At 29.0% G+C, this 15,200-nt stretch carries 16 protein-coding genes and 1 riboswitch; of the genes, 10 read left to right on the forward strand and 6 right to left on the reverse strand.

The window, feature by feature from the left end; all coding sequences use genetic code 11:
• Positions 1-183 (reverse strand): hypothetical protein (locus tag WBG30_RS03370; RefSeq protein ID WP_424503235.1); only part of this gene is annotated, 183 nt, incomplete at its 3' end.
• A gap of 287 nt (positions 184-470) precedes the next feature.
• Here WBG30_RS03370 and WBG30_RS03375 point away from each other — a divergent pair.
• Both WBG30_RS03375 and WBG30_RS03380 read left to right on the forward strand, forming a co-directional pair.
• Positions 471-1,253 (forward strand): viroplasmin family protein, encoded by a 783-nt coding sequence (locus WBG30_RS03375; RefSeq protein ID WP_424503236.1) that lies wholly within the window; start codon positions 471-473, stop codon positions 1,251-1,253.
• Entirely contained in the window at positions 1,254-1,928 is a 675-nt protein-coding gene (locus WBG30_RS03380) for a TIGR02206 family membrane protein (RefSeq protein ID WP_424503237.1), read from the forward strand. It begins immediately after the preceding gene.
• 43 nt (positions 1,929-1,971) lie between these two features.
• On the opposite strand, the gene WBG30_RS03385 is transcribed toward WBG30_RS03380, so the two are convergent.
• Together WBG30_RS03385 and WBG30_RS03390 are read right to left on the reverse strand one after the other, a co-directional pair.
• Positions 1,972-2,877: a YdcF family protein gene (locus tag WBG30_RS03385; RefSeq protein WP_424503238.1), complete on the reverse strand. Its 906-nt coding sequence runs from the start codon at positions 2,875-2,877 to the stop codon at positions 1,972-1,974.
• Between the two features lie 9 nt (positions 2,878-2,886).
• Complete coding sequence (locus tag WBG30_RS03390) at positions 2,887-3,462, reverse strand: outer membrane beta-barrel protein (RefSeq protein WP_424503239.1); 576 nt, start codon at positions 3,460-3,462, stop codon at positions 2,887-2,889.
• Between the two features lie 193 nt (positions 3,463-3,655).
• Positions 3,656-3,755: riboswitch (purine riboswitch) on the forward strand.
• A 259-nt stretch (positions 3,756-4,014) separates the two neighbouring features.
• On the opposite strand from WBG30_RS03390, the gene WBG30_RS03395 reads away from it, so the two are divergent.
• Complete coding sequence (locus WBG30_RS03395; RefSeq protein WP_424503240.1) at positions 4,015-5,301, forward strand: NCS2 family permease; 1,287 nt, start codon at positions 4,015-4,017, stop codon at positions 5,299-5,301.
• 44 nt (positions 5,302-5,345) lie between these two features.
• On the opposite strand, the gene WBG30_RS03400 is transcribed toward WBG30_RS03395, so the two are convergent.
• The 3 genes from WBG30_RS03400 to WBG30_RS03410 form a co-directional block, all read right to left on the reverse strand.
• Positions 5,346-6,563, reverse strand: a complete 1,218-nt coding sequence (locus WBG30_RS03400; protein ID WP_424503241.1) for an MFS transporter — start codon at positions 6,561-6,563, stop codon at positions 5,346-5,348.
• 1 nt (position 6,564) lies between these two features.
• The gene (gene abc-f, locus WBG30_RS03405; protein WP_424503242.1) at positions 6,565-8,175 is read right to left on the reverse strand and encodes a ribosomal protection-like ABC-F family protein; all 1,611 of its coding nucleotides are present in this window, start codon (positions 8,173-8,175) and stop codon (positions 6,565-6,567) included.
• 177 nt (positions 8,176-8,352) lie between these two features.
• Positions 8,353-8,805: a SoxR reducing system RseC family protein gene (locus WBG30_RS03410; protein WP_424503243.1), complete on the reverse strand. Its 453-nt coding sequence runs from the start codon at positions 8,803-8,805 to the stop codon at positions 8,353-8,355.
• Between the two features lie 161 nt (positions 8,806-8,966).
• On the opposite strand from WBG30_RS03410, the gene WBG30_RS03415 reads away from it, so the two are divergent.
• From WBG30_RS03415 to WBG30_RS03445, 7 genes are all read left to right on the forward strand, one after another.
• Positions 8,967-9,845, forward strand: coding sequence for a DMT family transporter (locus tag WBG30_RS03415; RefSeq protein WP_424503244.1), 879 nt, complete (start codon positions 8,967-8,969; stop codon positions 9,843-9,845).
• A gap of 277 nt (positions 9,846-10,122) precedes the next feature.
• On the forward strand, positions 10,123-11,397 hold the full coding sequence (locus WBG30_RS03420; protein ID WP_424503245.1) for a maltose ABC transporter substrate-binding protein: 1,275 nt from the start codon (positions 10,123-10,125) through the stop codon (positions 11,395-11,397).
• A gap of 78 nt (positions 11,398-11,475) precedes the next feature.
• Positions 11,476-12,765 carry a carbohydrate ABC transporter permease gene (locus WBG30_RS03425; protein WP_424503246.1) on the forward strand — a complete coding sequence of 430 codons (1,290 nt, stop codon included), beginning with the start codon at positions 11,476-11,478 and terminating at the stop codon, positions 12,763-12,765.
• Positions 12,765-13,604, forward strand: coding sequence for a sugar ABC transporter permease (locus WBG30_RS03430; RefSeq protein WP_424503247.1), 840 nt, complete (start codon positions 12,765-12,767; stop codon positions 13,602-13,604). Before WBG30_RS03425 ends, WBG30_RS03430 begins: the two co-directional genes overlap by 1 nt.
• A 333-nt stretch (positions 13,605-13,937) precedes the next feature.
• Positions 13,938-14,180, forward strand: coding sequence for a DUF5320 domain-containing protein (locus tag WBG30_RS03435; RefSeq protein ID WP_424503248.1), 243 nt, complete (start codon positions 13,938-13,940; stop codon positions 14,178-14,180).
• 54 nt (positions 14,181-14,234) lie between these two features.
• Entirely contained in the window at positions 14,235-14,603 is a 369-nt protein-coding gene (gene nifU / locus WBG30_RS03440; protein WP_424503250.1) for a Fe-S cluster assembly scaffold protein NifU, read from the forward strand.
• A 79-nt stretch (positions 14,604-14,682) separates the two neighbouring features.
• The coding region (locus WBG30_RS03445) for a radical SAM protein (protein ID WP_424503249.1) at positions 14,683-15,200 on the forward strand (518 nt) is incomplete at its 3' end.

Here is a 15,200-nt window from a genome sequence, read left to right on the forward strand (position 1 = left end):
CTCTTCTAGCAATTTTTCAAACTTAACATCTTGCTTTAATCCCCTATAATCTACTACTACCAAAGTTATTCCATCTTTTTTTCCAATAGACGTATATTTTTGTAACAGTTCATCCCAGGTATCCAAATAACCACCCATAGCTAGACTTGTCACAATAAAAAACATAATCAATATTTTTTTCATCTTCCACCTCCAATTTTTCTTATTTATTTTTTTCTATCTATATTCTATATTTCCTTTTTAATTTTTTTAACTAACTTTTTTATTTTATCATAATTCACCATATACAAATCCCCCAAAATACCCTTAATTTAAATATAACTTTTCCCATCATTCGGTATGCACTAACTTTCTCCAACAAAAACATTTTTAATATTTATGAACAACTTTTATTTTCACAGATTTTTTTCATTTTTCTATTTATGATGGTATAATAACTAAAAATACAAAATTAAAGACAGGAGATAATAATGGCAAAAAATAAATTTTATGCATATGTAATAGAAAGTATAAATGAGAGTGGTATACTGACATCTTGGCCAGAATGCCAGAATAAAACTAAAGGAAAAAAAGCTAGATATAAAGGATTTGTAACCAAATTAGAAGCTGAAAAATGGTTAGGTTCAGGTGGAAACTATGAAAAAAAATTAGACAAATTTTATGCTTGTTTTTATACCCATTCAAATACCGGTATAATCACTAACGATTGGGATGAGTGTAAGACCCTTACTCGTGGTGGGAATGTCCGTTATAAGTCCTTTAAAAGCCACAAGGAAGCTGAAAAGTGGATAGCAAATGGAGCTATCTATGAAACTAAAGAGATGATTCAAGAAAAATTACCCTTAGGAATCTATTTTGATGCCGGAACCGGTCGTGGAATAGGAACTGAAGTCAGAGTCACTGATAAATATGGAAAATCTATCCTACATCATTTTGTTCCCAAAGAAAAAATCAATCAATTTGATAATTATTTGACTAAACCAGGAAGTACCAATAACTTTGGTGAACTTTTAGGATGTTATATAGCTCTAAATATAGCTCTAAAAGAAGGCAAAAAAAATATTTATGGAGATAGTAAGTTGATTATAGAATATTGGTCAAAAGGAAGGATAAAAGCAGAAAATTTAAATACCGATACTGTTGAATTGGCTAAGAAAGTAGTAAAACTTCGAAAAGAGTTTGAAAAATTAGGAGGAAATATTGCTCATGTATCAGGAGATATCAACCCTTCAGATCTAGGATTTCATAGGTAGGTGATTACAATTAGAGAATTTACATTGTTTAGCACAGAACATTTTTTTTATATTTTTGGTTACGGTGGTTTAACTGCTTTAATTTTATATTTCCCAAAATTATTTAAACTTGATTTAGATAAGTTTGCCAAAATTTCTGGGTATTTTATCTTAGTAGAAAAAACTATCGAGTTACTCTATAGATATCTGGTTTTTAAAGAAAGCTTTCTCAACCTTTTACCATTTAATATGTGTAATTATACACTAATTCTAGCAGCTCTTATGATGATATTTCGGTCTAAGAAAATCTTTAATGTAGTCTATTTTTGGAGTATCGGAGCTATTTTAGCTATTGCAACACCTGATATTAGAATTGCTTTCCCTAATTACTCAAATATTAGTTTTTTTCTAACACATTTCTATATCTATTTTGCTACGTTTTATTGTTTATTACACTTTAAGTTTAGTATTACTTTTTATTCTTTAAAAAAATCATTTATATACATTAATGGAATAATGCTCGTTCTATTTCCTCTTAATTTTTTACTTAACACAAACTATATGTTTTTAAAGAAAAAACCTATCTCAAGTCCCATGGATTTTTTAGGCCCTTGGCCATTTTATATAATTTCTTTAGAGATCGTAATGATAATTCTTTTCACCCTTATGTATCTACCGTTTAGAAAAAAACACTAAAAACTTTATAGTCTTTAGTGTTTTTTCTTTATTAAAATAATGTTTAAATTTTGTAAATCTCTAAACATCCATAATATTTTCTTAAAATATCTCTTCTATTCCTATACAGGTCATGATATAGAAGCATTTGATAAAAAAGACTAGTTTCATCTACTTCAAAACCGGTCTTTTTCTCTTCCTTCAAATTAACTATATTAAATATTCTATCAGATCTATATAGAGATTTTATCTCATTTTCAACAATTTTTCTGGTAGTTACATCATTAGTTACCTTGTTTAAATAATAATCATGACCTTTAATCTCAAATAAAATCTCTTTTGGGAAAACTCTACTAAGTAAAGAATGAACCCTTATCACATGAAATGGAGATGTTACTACTATTATTTTTTCTATGTTGCACAATATATTCATTTTTTTTAATAATAGTTTTGAAAAAACAATATTCCCTAAGGTATCTAAAGAATCTTCTTCTAAAATTATAAGTTTATCATCCACTTTATAATTTTTTTTTAACTTCTCCAACATCTCTAGTGCTTCAGTTTTTAAAACTCCCATTCCTCCACCAGAAAGTAATATTTTTGCTTCTGGAAATTTCTCTACCAACTCTCCTAATACCTCTACCCTTTTATCCAAAAATCCCAGTCCATTACTACAACCTAAACCAATTATTATATCTGGATCTTCTATTTTTATCGTTTCCCTATTGGTTTTCAAATATTCTATATAGTAATTAACTATCCTTCCTTTCAAATTTTCTAGCATATTCAGAAGCTCATTAGGAATAGGAGAACCAAGTTTTTTTATCTCTCTTGCCCATCTTATTTCATTAAATATCTCTCTAAACTGTTCATCTAAAATCTTTTCTTTCAATTGGTAAAGAAACACCTCATAGTCATATGATCTATACAAATTTGTTATATTATCTATTTTACGTCGATAATCTATCATAACAGCCTCCTATATATCCAATCTATATCCTATTCCTAATGTTAACTTACTTGTTTCTATCTTCCCATCATAATCTCCATCCAATTTATTTCTATTATATTGGTAACTAAGGTCAACTATCATATTTTTATATTCCATTCCTCCTCCTAGCGAATAATAGAATCCTGTTTCTGCTGTAACACCAGTTTTTTCTAATTCTGATTTAGTATAAGGAATAGACACCCCTAAATTTAGTTTTATATATGGCTTATATATCCCATCGTCATTAAATCGATATTTTACAGTTGCATAAATAGGTATAGTATCGATTACCCCACAATTTTTCCCTTTTACTCTTATTTCGCTTTCTCTTTGATAACCGGTTCCTAAACCAGTTATCAAATTTAAGATAGGTTCATGGATCAATTCTACAATAAATTCATATCCAATCCCTTTAGGTTCACTATTATTCTTAAAATTAGTTGTATTGACCTCCTTATATTTTCCCGCTATATTTCCTCCTAATCTAAATTCTATCTTGTCTGTATCTTCTGCTAGACTTACAATATAATATACAAAAAATATCAATATATATAATTTTTTCATAATTTCTCCTCACTTTTAGTTAAAATATCTGATATTTTACTACAAATGTACTTTCATCTAATTTATTCTACCACAATTCTGATTTTCCTTTAAACAAAAAGAACCCGAAGGTTCTTTTCTTATATTAATTACAAGTTAAATGTTGTAGGGTTTTCATATGAAAAGCTTTGTAATTCTATGGATAAAATGGTATAATCTTCTAAATAAAAAAACTTATATAAATTTCGGATATGGCGAAAAGTTTCTACCAGCTACCTTAAAAAAAGCTGACTATAAGAAGATAGATACCTAATATTTTAATGTATATAAAGGTTCTGTTTTCCTGAGACATAAGGAAAACAGGATCTTTTTTTATTATTTAGGAAATTATAACCGCAAGAGGCATCGCCAAGATTATTATATAACCTAAGAATCTTGAGATGAAAATTACGGAATAAATAATTATAAAAGCCTAGATTATACTTATTTTGGATGCAACGTCGTTGCTTTTCATAAAAAACATATAACTATTAGATTACTACCTACTAAAAATTTAAGGATGGGGGAAGTAGAATGTTAGAAAGAATGTTTAAATTAACCGAAAGAAAAACTTCGGTAAAGCAAGAGGTTATTGGAGGAGTTACTACGTTTATGACTATGTCATATATTATATTTGTAAACCCTTCTATAATGTCGGATACAGGAATGGATAAAGGGGCTCTTATTACTATTACATGTTTAAGTGCTGCAATTGGTAGTTTGATAGCGGCTTTTTGGGCAAATGCACCATTAGGATTAGCACCAGGAATGGGACTTAATGCATTTTTTACCTATACACTAGTTATTGGAAAAGGAATACCTTGGGAAACAGCATTAGGAGTGGTATTTATATCTGGATTATTCTTTTTAGTTCTATCCATTGGTGGGATAAGGGAGAGGATAGCGCAGGCAATTCCTGTGGAACTAAAAATAGCTTCTACAGCAGGAATCGGGCTTTTTATAGCTTTTATAGGGTTAAAGAGTATGGGATTAATAGTTGCCAATTCAGCAACATTTGTATCATTAGGGAAATTTACTCCTACAGTTGTACTAGGAGTTATAGGAATCATGATATCGGCTCTTTTAGAGCTTAGGAATGTAAAGGGTGGAATGTTGATAGGAATGATCACTACTACGGTTCTAGGGATGATTATAGGAGTAGTTGAACTTCCTACACAGATCATGTCTATGCCACCGTCAATAGCACCTATTGCATTTAAATTAGATATAATAGGAGCTTTGCAATTTGCGTTGATCGGACCTATATTTTCATTTATGTTTGTAGATCTATTTGATTCATTGGGAACTCTTATTGCTTGTGCCAAGGAGATGGGAATGGAAGATGAAGATGGAAATATTTTGTCACTTGGTAGAATGATCCATACAGATGTAGCTTCTACAATAATAGGATCATTATTGGGATCTAGTACCGTTACTACACTTTCAGAAACTACAGCAGGAATAGCAGCAGGAGCCAGAACAGGGTTAGCTTCAGTTGTTATTGGTATGCTATTTTTACTTTCGTTGTTATTTACACCAATTGTAGGGATTGTCCCAGCATATGCTACAGCACCAGCGCTTATTATTGTTGGGATCTATATGTTTAAAAATTTAAAAGAATTAGATCTAAATGATTTTAAAACAGCACTACCGGTATTTGCTACAGTGATTATGATGCCTCTTACATACAGTATCAGTACTGGACTTAGTTTTGGATTTTTATCATATATAGTAGTTCATGTAGGTACAGGAGAATATAATAAAGTTTCTCCAGTGTTATGGTGTATCGGTGGACTTTCACTTCTAAGTTTAATGGTATAAGAAAAAAAGATTTAATAGAATAATTATTCTATTAAATCTTTTTTTTAATTTTTAGTTTCTTGTAAAAAAAGTTTTCCAATGTTCGTTTTATAAAAATAAATATATGTAAAAACTATAATACTCATAAAACTAGACGTAACAATTACTCTTACATCAAATTTTATATCTAGCAAGAAGCCAAAAATAATTAAGCCAAAGGGTACAGTTGATTGAAATATCGTATTCAATAAAGAAAAAAACCTTCCTTTAACTTCATTATGAACTTCTTTATGTAAGTAAGAAAACAAAGGAACATTAACTAAAGTACTTAAGATTCCTTCTAAAAAAATTAAAATAGCATTTAAATATATATAATATGGTTCTTTAAAAAATAAATCCATATTAATAAATAATATAAATATTAACATCCTACTAGTAATAGAAAAAACTATTTTGCTTTTAAAATTAATTTTATTAGAGTATTTTCCAATAATTAAGTTTCCAATTATCATACCTATTCCTAAAGTTGTTTCAAAATAACCTATATAAATATTATTTAAAGATAATTTTTTTATAATGAAATATGGAATTAAAACAATAAATGTAGGGGTAAATACAAAGTTAATAACTACTGCATATAACGAAATTCCTATTAAATCTTTTTTTTCTAATAAATATTTTATAACAGGGTTATATAATTTTAATACATTCTCTTTAATCTCTTTCTTCTCTTTTTTCTTAAAAGTATATTTAATAAAAAACTCTGAAATTGCTGAAATCAAAAACGTAAGACCATTAAAGAAGAAAATAAATTTTAATTCTACAAAACCATACAGTGCCAACCCTAATATTGGTGTGAATAATCCAATAAAACTTATGACACCATTATAAATATTATTATTATTTTCTACTTTATCTAAAGAATCTAACTCAGAAAAAATAGCTGTAGACGAAGCGGAAAAACAGCTTGAAATAATAATTAACACTCCTTGCATTGCTATAATTCCATTTATGTTATTTATTTTTGAAAGTAGTAATATAGCAAGAGTTGAAAATGATAAAAAATCACAAATAATTAAAATATGTTTTCTATTAAATTTATCTGCTAAGGCTCCTCCAATAGGTCCCATAATAAGACTAATTATACCAAATATACTAGCTGCTTTCGCCATTTGAAGTCCTGATCCAGTTACTTTTAAAATGTATAATGGTATAATTATAGATTGAATCCCAGAGCCTACAATTGATGTTACTGATGATATTAGATACAGAATAAAGTTCATATTATACAACCCCTTTTTCCAAATCAATTATTCTAGTAGAGACCTTTTCGACAAAAAAATTGTCATGCTCTACAAATAAAATAGTTGGGTTATATTTTAATATGGCATCTTCTAGTTTTTTTCTACTCTCTAAATCCAAGAAGTTTAAAGGCTCATCCCAAATAAAAAAATTATTATCATGGTATAGATTGAGAGCCATATAGAGTTTTCGAGTTTCACCTTGGCTAAGTAGAGAGGTATCTTTACTTAAAAGGTTTCCTCTCATATCAAAGGCTGCTAAAAAAGGTGTAAATCTATTTATATCTATCCTTTTTTCTACTAAGTAATCCTCTAAGGTTATCTTTTGAGGTAAGAGTTCTTGGGCAAGATAGCCTAGCTTTAACCTGGGATCTAGCGTAATATTTCCTAAATATGGAATTTGTTTTAATACGGCTTTTATGATACTGCTTTTCCCACTACCGTTAGCTCCTCTAATAGCTACTCTATCCCCTTTATTAACAACAAATGTTAAGTTTTTAACTACTTGTTTATCACCGTAGAAAATATCTAAATTATCTATTCTTAAGATTTCATGAGGAAGGGTATCAGTATTAGTAAATTTGATATCATATTCTTTCTCAAAATTTTTAACTAGTTTTTTTCTTTCATTGATACTTTCACGAGCTTTTTTTTCATAACCTTTAGCACTTTTCATTAGTTTTTTAGCACGGACCCCAAGAGTTTCTAACCCAGCGCGATTACCACTAGAAGGGGTAGCAGACATTTTTCTTTCGGCTTTTTCAGCCCATTTAGCTTTTTCTTTGAAGCTATCTTCTTTTTTCTTGATATTACCTTTTAAAGATTCATTTTTCTTTTTTTCTGTCTCTAACAATTGTGAATAATTTTCTTGAAATTTAAAGAATGTAGTCTTATGAACTTTAGCTTCTCTTTTATCGTGTAGATGAACCACATGGTCACCAACTAAGTTTAAAAATTCCCTATCATGGGAGATACACAAGAATCCACTTGTCTGCTTTTTTAGATACTCTCCTACAATCTTTCTAGATTCAATATCCAGATGATTTGTAGGCTCATCAATAAGAGGAAAATTCTTTTCATCTAAAAATAATGAAACAAGCTGTACCTTTGTTTTTTCTCCTCCACTTAGAGTAGTGTACTCTTGATTTAATATACCTTTTGAAAGGTTTAGTTTCTCTAACTCTTTTTCGATTTTAAATTCTAAGTTATAACCATCAATCTTGGTGTATTTTTCTAAAAGTTCACCATATTTATGAATATTATCATCGTTAAAATCTTCCAAATAACTAGCCATTAATTCCTCATATTCACGATATTTACCGAGGTTATCCTTTATAACGTCTAAAACTAAGGTATTTGCTTCTAATTTTTTATTAAATGCAAAACTTACAAAATTACAGTCACAGATTATTTTTCCACCATCTTTAGTTAGTTTACCCTCTATTAAGTTTAAAAGGGTACTCTTTCCACGTCCATTTTTTCCAAAAACGATTGTTTTCCAATTTCTATCAATCTCTAAATTAAGTTTATCAAAAACAACTCTGTAAGGGTTGCTATACGAAAAACTTAAGTCAATTATATTTATTTTATTCAAAATATCACTTCCTAATTATATTTTATTTTAACTATGTAAGGTTAAAATAAAACAACAACAAACAGCGATATACTTATTTATTGTTGTTTTATTAGTTAGTTTTATTTTCCATGCTCCCACCCCTCTTATATTTGTCTTGATTATTTGTATTACGTCAAGTTCTTGGACAATATTTTTTTAGTCTTTTGGACCACAACTGGTGATTTTTATCTCATCTGAAGGGATAACTTCTTTGATAGAGATCTCTTCTTTTATCATTTTACTTCCCGTTTTTTTATCAAATAGATAAAAGCCTAAAAATGATATTATAAGTGTACTAAAACAAACAATGATTCCTTGTCCTTCGCTGGCTCCCAATTTAGCAGCTATGATATAGCTAAGAACCATTAAAACTACTGGTGAAACATAGATGAGGAGAGCTAAATTTAAGATGAATTTATTGTTTATTTCAAATGTTATGAGATCTCCTAAATTTACTTTTATATCCTCGTTGAGTTCATAGTGGTATAGATCAGTTACAGTTTTATCTGACTTTCCACAACCAGAGCAATGAGCACATGAGCTGTCTCTAAATAGTTCTATATATAAATTTTTTCCTTCAATTTTTTTTACGATACCTTTATTTTCCATACAAATTCCTCCAAGATACATGATAAATTTATTATATCATATTTTTAATAATATACCATTTACTTATTATGCTATATATAAATGATATTAATGGTTATTTTGATTTTTTTTTGTTAGAATAGGAGAGTACTAATTTGGTAAAAAATTATCAGGGGGAGATTATGGGGTATATATTTGTAATTTTAGCAGCAATATTTTGGGGTTCTTTAGGAATAGTGGTAACTTATTTGAAAGATGCAGGATTTAATTCCTATGAAATTTCATTTTTTAGACTTTTTTTTGATGCTGTTATGATGTTTATATATATTTTTTTTACTGATAGACGAAAATTTAAAATAAGTGGGAAAAAATTAATGTTCTGTTTATTAGTAGGAGTGGTAAGTCAGGGATTGTTTAATCTATTCTATTTTGGTTCTATAGTCAGGGTAGGGATTACTACAGGTGTTATTTTACTCTATACTGCTCCTATATTTACTATGTTATTTGCCCGAATATTTAATGGAATTAAATTAAGCAAAGAAAATGTTATTTCTATAATTTTATGTTTTACAGGGTGTTTTTTTATAGTTACCAATGGTTCTATAGACCATTTTAATGGAGATATTGTAGGAATTATCCTAGGAATATTAGCCGCTATGTCTTATGGAATTTTACCTGTCTTCAATAAAAATCTTCCTAAAGGAATAGATCCATATACCCTCATGTTTTATAGTTTTGTAGCAGGTGTTTTGGTAATAGTACCTCAAATAAATCCACAAGAAAGCCTAAAAAACTTATTTCAAGATAAATCAATGATACTTTTAGGATTAGGATTTGGTTTTTTCCCAACGATTCTATCGCACTTATTTTTTATAAAGGCAATTAAATATTTGGATCCTGTAAGGGTAAGTATAGTAGCTAATTTTGAGGTAATAGTAGCTAGTTGTGTGGGTTTTTTCATATATGGAGAAGAACTGGGAATTATTAAAATGATAGGAATGGTTTTTATTATAGCAGCTTCTACACTACCAAGTATAAGAAAAAAATCAATAACTATATAAATTTAAAAATATATTTTATTTTAAAGTTGTAGGTTATTAAGAGTATAAAAAAGAACAAAAAAAGTATTTCAATTGATATTGAAATACTTTTTTTTGTTCTCTAAGTTTGATTTTGTATGGCTTTTCTCTCTCTAAACTTATAAAAATAATAGAACTGGACATATAAAAGCTAATTTGTGTTGTTTTGTTGCTTAATGGTTGACATTTTATAAGAAATGAACTAGACTAATATCAGAAACAAAATGAAACGTTTCCAAAAAAACAAAAGGGGGAAAAAATGAAAAAAGTTTTATATGGAATGATGATTTTTATCTTATCATTTGGGATGATGGCATGCGAAGGAAAGGAAGAAAGTAAGGATGTATCTAAAGAAGTAGAAGCTACTCAAACGACAACTAATGAAGTAGTTCCAGAAGAGGGAGCAGTATTAAAAATATGGGAGTCTAAAGGGACAGTTGGAGAATACATTAAATTTGCAGCAAAAAAATATGAAGAAAAATATGGAGTACATGTTGTTTTAGAAGAGAACGATATTTCTACTATTAAAAATAAAGTAATTCAAGATGGACCAGCAGGAACAGCAGCTGATGTTTTTGTTGCACCTCATGATCAAATAGGAGATTTAGTTCAATCAGGACTTATTATGGAAAATCTAGTTAGTGCTGATAGAATAAAAAATGACTTTTTACCTGCAGCAAGAATCGCTGTTACAAATGGAGGAAAGGTATATGGTTTCCCTCTAGCAATTGAAACATATGCACTATATTATAATAAAGATCTTTTACCTGAGGCTCCAAAGACGTTTGAGGAATTAATTAAATTTGGAGAAAACTTCACAAATAAATCTGAAAATAAATTTGGAATTTTCTGGGAACTTTCTAATTTCTATTATGCTCATATGTTTATGGCTATGGATGGAGGATATGTTTTCGGAAATGAGGGAACAGATGCTAACGATATAGGTTTGGATAATGAAGGTGCTATTAAGGGTATGAATAAGATGTTGTCATTAAAATCTATCTCAGTTGAAAATGCTGGAGATGTAAGTTATGACGCTATGACAGGTTTATTTGCAGAAGGAAAGGTAGCCACTATTATAAATGGGCCATGGGGATTAGAAGGAGCAGAAAAATCAGGTGTTAACTTTGGTGTTGCATCAATTCCTACATTTGATGGGAAACATCCAGCTTCTTTTTCTGGGATCAGAACTTTATTAGTAAACTCATATACAAAGTATCCAAAGGCAGCTCAATTATTTGCTGAATTTGCAACTTCTGATGAGATGCTAATTGAAAGATTTAAGATGACTAATCAATTACCACCAGTTAAGGCATTAATCGATGCACCTGAGATTGTTAATCATAAATACACAAAAGCTTTCTTAGAGCAAGCTCAATATGCAGTGCCTATGCCAGCAATTCCTGAGATGGGATTAATTTGGGAACCAGCAGGAGCAACAATTACAGATATATGGAATGGAAAAGTAACTGCTGAAAAAGGATTAAAGAATATGACTAAAATCATAAAAGAACAAATGGAAACTAGAAGATAAGCGGTGTGATATGGTATTAAATTAAATTTAATGAGCACCTATTTGGTGCTCAAATAATATGTAGAAAAGAGGTAGAAGATGAATAGGGAAAAAAGATCAATGCTACTGTCTTGTCTTTGTATGGGGCTAGGGCAGTTATATAATAAATATTTTCTTAAGGGGATAATTTTATTTATAATTGAATTATTATATCTTATAAAAATACCAAGGATTATAAAAGGAATTTGGGGTATTATAACACTGGGAGAAACTACTCAAAAAATGAATGGATTCCAAATTATACAGGGAGATCATTCAGTATTTTTACTTATTGAGGGTGTTGTAACTATTATAATGTTGTTTATTTTAGTGGGGCTATATACATGGAATATTAAAGATGCCAAAAGAATAGGGCACGAGATGGACATTGAAGAATCTTATATGACAACAAAAGAATATTTAATAAAGGTATATGATCGTAGCTTTGTGTCTATAATGTTAACACCAGCAACTTTAGGTGTCTTATTTTTCATTTTGTTACCGATATTAGTAACTGTTTTGGTAGCTTTTACAAACTATTCAGCACCAGATCATATTCCACCTAGAAATTTAGTAGATTGGGTAGGGTTTAAGAACTTTATAGATATCTTCCAATTAAAAATATGGAGTAAAACATTTATTAAAATAGGAAGTTGGACAGTAGTATGGGCTTTTCTCTCAACACTATTAAATTATTCGTGTGGGCTTATTATGGCTCTTATGATGAACCGAAAGAATATTAAATTTAAAGGTTTTTGGAGAACTATATTTATTTTACCTTATGCTGTTCCGGCATTTATATCTTTATTGGTATTTAGACTCATGTTTAGTGGGGTTGGACCTATTAATAATTTGATCGTTAGTTTCGGATTTGATAAAATACCGTTTTTAACTGATCCATTATTAGCAAAAGTTAGTTTGATACTTATTAATACTTGGCTTGGAGCACCATATTTTATGGTTTTATTATCAGGATCTCTGACAAATATTTCAGATTCAATCTATGAAGCGGCAGAAATTGATGGTGCATCTAAATGGGTTCAATTTTGGAAGGTAACATTACCAATGTTATTATTTCAAACAGCACCTGTGCTAATATTAACTTTTGCATATAACTTTAATAACTTTGGAGCAATATACTTATTAACAGATGGAAGACCTACTAATTCGGCCCTGAGATATGCAGGGGAAACAGATATTTTAATAACCTGGATATTTAAATTAACCAGTGATCAAAGTCAATTTCATATGGCGGCAGTGATATCAATAATTTTATTTATTTTTATAGCATCATTTTCCACATATCAATTTATGAAAAGTAAATCATTCACAGAGGAGGACATGATGTAATGAGTAAAACAAAAATTATAGATAAGATTTTAGACGGATTAACATATTTAGGTTTAATATTGATAGCGCTTAGTGTACTTATGCCTCTAATATGGATTGTGATGTCATCTATGCAGGTTGGAAACAGTCTTTATAGTTCTACATTTTTACCAAAGGCATTAACGTTTGATCATTATAAAACTTTATTTACTGAAACAGATTTTCCAATTTGGTATATGAATACATTGAAAATAGCGACACTTAATATGATCTTAGGAGTTATGATAACAACTCTTACAGCTTATACATTTTCTAGGTATAAATTTAGAGGAAGAAAACAAGCCATGATAGGAATGTTAGTATTACAGATGTTTCCATCATTTCTAGCTATGACAGCTATCTATATTCTAATTACTAAGATGGGTCTTATGGATACTCATGCAGGGCTTCTAATAGTTTATATTGCAGGACAGATTCCATATAACTCATGGTTAGTAAAGGGTTATTTTGATGGAATACCTAAGAGTTTAGATGAGGCTGCTAGAGTAGATGGAGCAGGGCATTTGACTATATTTTTAAAAATTATTTTACCTATCACAAAACCAATAGTTGTATTTGTTGCATTAACAAATTTTATTGGACCATGGTTTGATTTTATCTTTCCTAAACTACTGCTTAGAAGTGCAGAGAAAAAAACTTTAGCTGTTGGGATATTTGAGTGGATCTCAAGTAGAGCAAATGATAACTTTACACAGTTTGCAGCAGCTTCTATATTAATAGCTGTACCTATTGCGATATTATTTATGTATTTACAAAAACATATTGTAGCAGGATTATCTGCTGGAGCAACTAAAGGATAGAGTAAACCCTCCTAAATTATTGATTTCAATAATTTAGGAGGGTTTTGTTATATCTTAATTTTTTTCCTACAAGGAATTATTTTTATAATAATATTGACAAAATCCCCAAATTATTATAAAATTTAAATGTGCATATGCACGTTAATAAGCCTTAAATATTCTTATTTTTAAAAACAAAATTATAAACAAGTCGACAGTTTTTTTGAATTAAAAAGTTATAGTTATAAAAAATATTAACTATAAATAAGCCGAATTTATTTTCGGCTTATCTTAAAAATATAAATTTTGATATTCAAATATTTTTATTGTGAATTATACAAGGAGGTTATTTTTATGAATGGTAATAGAAGAGGACCAATGGACAGTGGAAGAGGAATGGGAAAACAATTAGGATATTGTAATGGATATAAAAAAGCTGGATTTGAAAATGGGAAAAGAAATTTAGGTTTAGGGAGAAGGTTTGTACAAGGATTTAGAAATGATGCTGAATATAGTGAAAAAGAGCTACTTAATTTAAGAAAATTTAAATTACAAAAAGAATTAGAATTAATAGAAGAAAAATTAAAAAATTTATAAATTAAAATTTAGGAGTGATGATAGGTGGAATCTACAGAACAAATAATAGAAAATTTGATGTATACACAAAAATTGATGGATCATTTTATGAATCCTAGAAATGTAGGAATAATAGAAAATCCTGATGGATATGCAAAAGTAGGAAGTCCGTCTTGTGGAGATATGATGGAAATTTTTTTAATGATAAAAGAGAACGTGATTACCGATGCAAAATTTAGAACATTTGGGTGTGCGTCAGCTATTGCCTCATCATCGGTAACTACAGAGATGGTAATAGGTAAAACTATAAAAGAAGCATTAGAGTTGACAAATAAATCTATTGCAGAAAATTTAGATGGATTGCCAGCATCGAAATTACACTGTTCAGTCTTAGCGGAAGAAGTTATAAATGAAGCAATTGAGGACTATCGATTTAGAAAATAGTAATTTTAGAAGGGATAGAATACTATCTCTTTTTTTATTGTCCTATGTTATAATAAAAGCTATAGAAGAGGTGAAAAAAATGAGAAAAAATACAAAAAAATATAAAAAAGTATATATAGAGATAACTAATCGATGTAATTTAAAATGTAGTTTTTGTCCTCAAGGAGTAAGACCTCCTAAAGTTATGAATTTAGACGAATTTAGACATGTCTTAGATGAAATAAAGCCATACAGTGATTATATATACCTTCATGTGAAGGGGGAACCTTTGTCACACCCAGAGATTGCTAGTTTTTTAGATCTTGCAGGAGAAAAAGAGATTAAGGTAAACATAACTACCAATGGAACTTTGATAGGGAGAGTAGGAGAAAAGATAATAGATAAAAAAGCATTTAGACAAATTAATTTTTCCCTTCATTCTTTTGATGGTGATATAGACAAGATAGATGAAGATGACTACTTAAAAAAAATATTAAATTTTACAAAAAAATCGCTTTCTTTAGAAAATACATATATATCTTTGAGATTATGGAACTTTCATTGTGGAAATGAAAATGAGATTCAGATGGAAGGGAATAGAAAAATTATAGATAGGAT

Source organism: Psychrilyobacter sp. (genome assembly GCF_049671765.1).
Classification (GTDB): Bacteria; Fusobacteriota; Fusobacteriia; order Fusobacteriales; family Fusobacteriaceae; genus Psychrilyobacter.

Coding starts and splice junctions, on each gene's coding strand:
- WBG30_RS03430 (WP_424503247.1), top strand. CDS start 12,765: ATGAGTAAAACAAAAATTATAGATAAGATTTTAGACGGATTAACATAT.
- WBG30_RS03425 (WP_424503246.1), top strand. CDS start 11,476: ATGAATAGGGAAAAAAGATCAATGCTACTGTCTTGTCTTTGTATGGGG.
- WBG30_RS03415 (WP_424503244.1), top strand. CDS start 8,967: ATGGGGTATATATTTGTAATTTTAGCAGCAATATTTTGGGGTTCTTTA.
- WBG30_RS03375 (WP_424503236.1), top strand. CDS start 471: ATGGCAAAAAATAAATTTTATGCATATGTAATAGAAAGTATAAATGAG.
- WBG30_RS03390 (WP_424503239.1), bottom strand. CDS start 3,462: ATGAAAAAATTATATATATTGATATTTTTTGTATATTATATTGTAAGT.
- WBG30_RS03420 (WP_424503245.1), top strand. CDS start 10,123: ATGAAAAAAGTTTTATATGGAATGATGATTTTTATCTTATCATTTGGG.
- WBG30_RS03435 (WP_424503248.1), top strand. CDS start 13,938: ATGAATGGTAATAGAAGAGGACCAATGGACAGTGGAAGAGGAATGGGA.
- WBG30_RS03400 (WP_424503241.1), bottom strand. CDS start 6,563: ATGAACTTTATTCTGTATCTAATATCATCAGTAACATCAATTGTAGGC.
- WBG30_RS03385 (WP_424503238.1), bottom strand. CDS start 2,877: ATGATAGATTATCGACGTAAAATAGATAATATAACAAATTTGTATAGA.
- WBG30_RS03395 (WP_424503240.1), top strand. CDS start 4,015: ATGTTAGAAAGAATGTTTAAATTAACCGAAAGAAAAACTTCGGTAAAG.
- WBG30_RS03410 (WP_424503243.1), bottom strand. CDS start 8,805: ATGGAAAATAAAGGTATCGTAAAAAAAATTGAAGGAAAAAATTTATAT.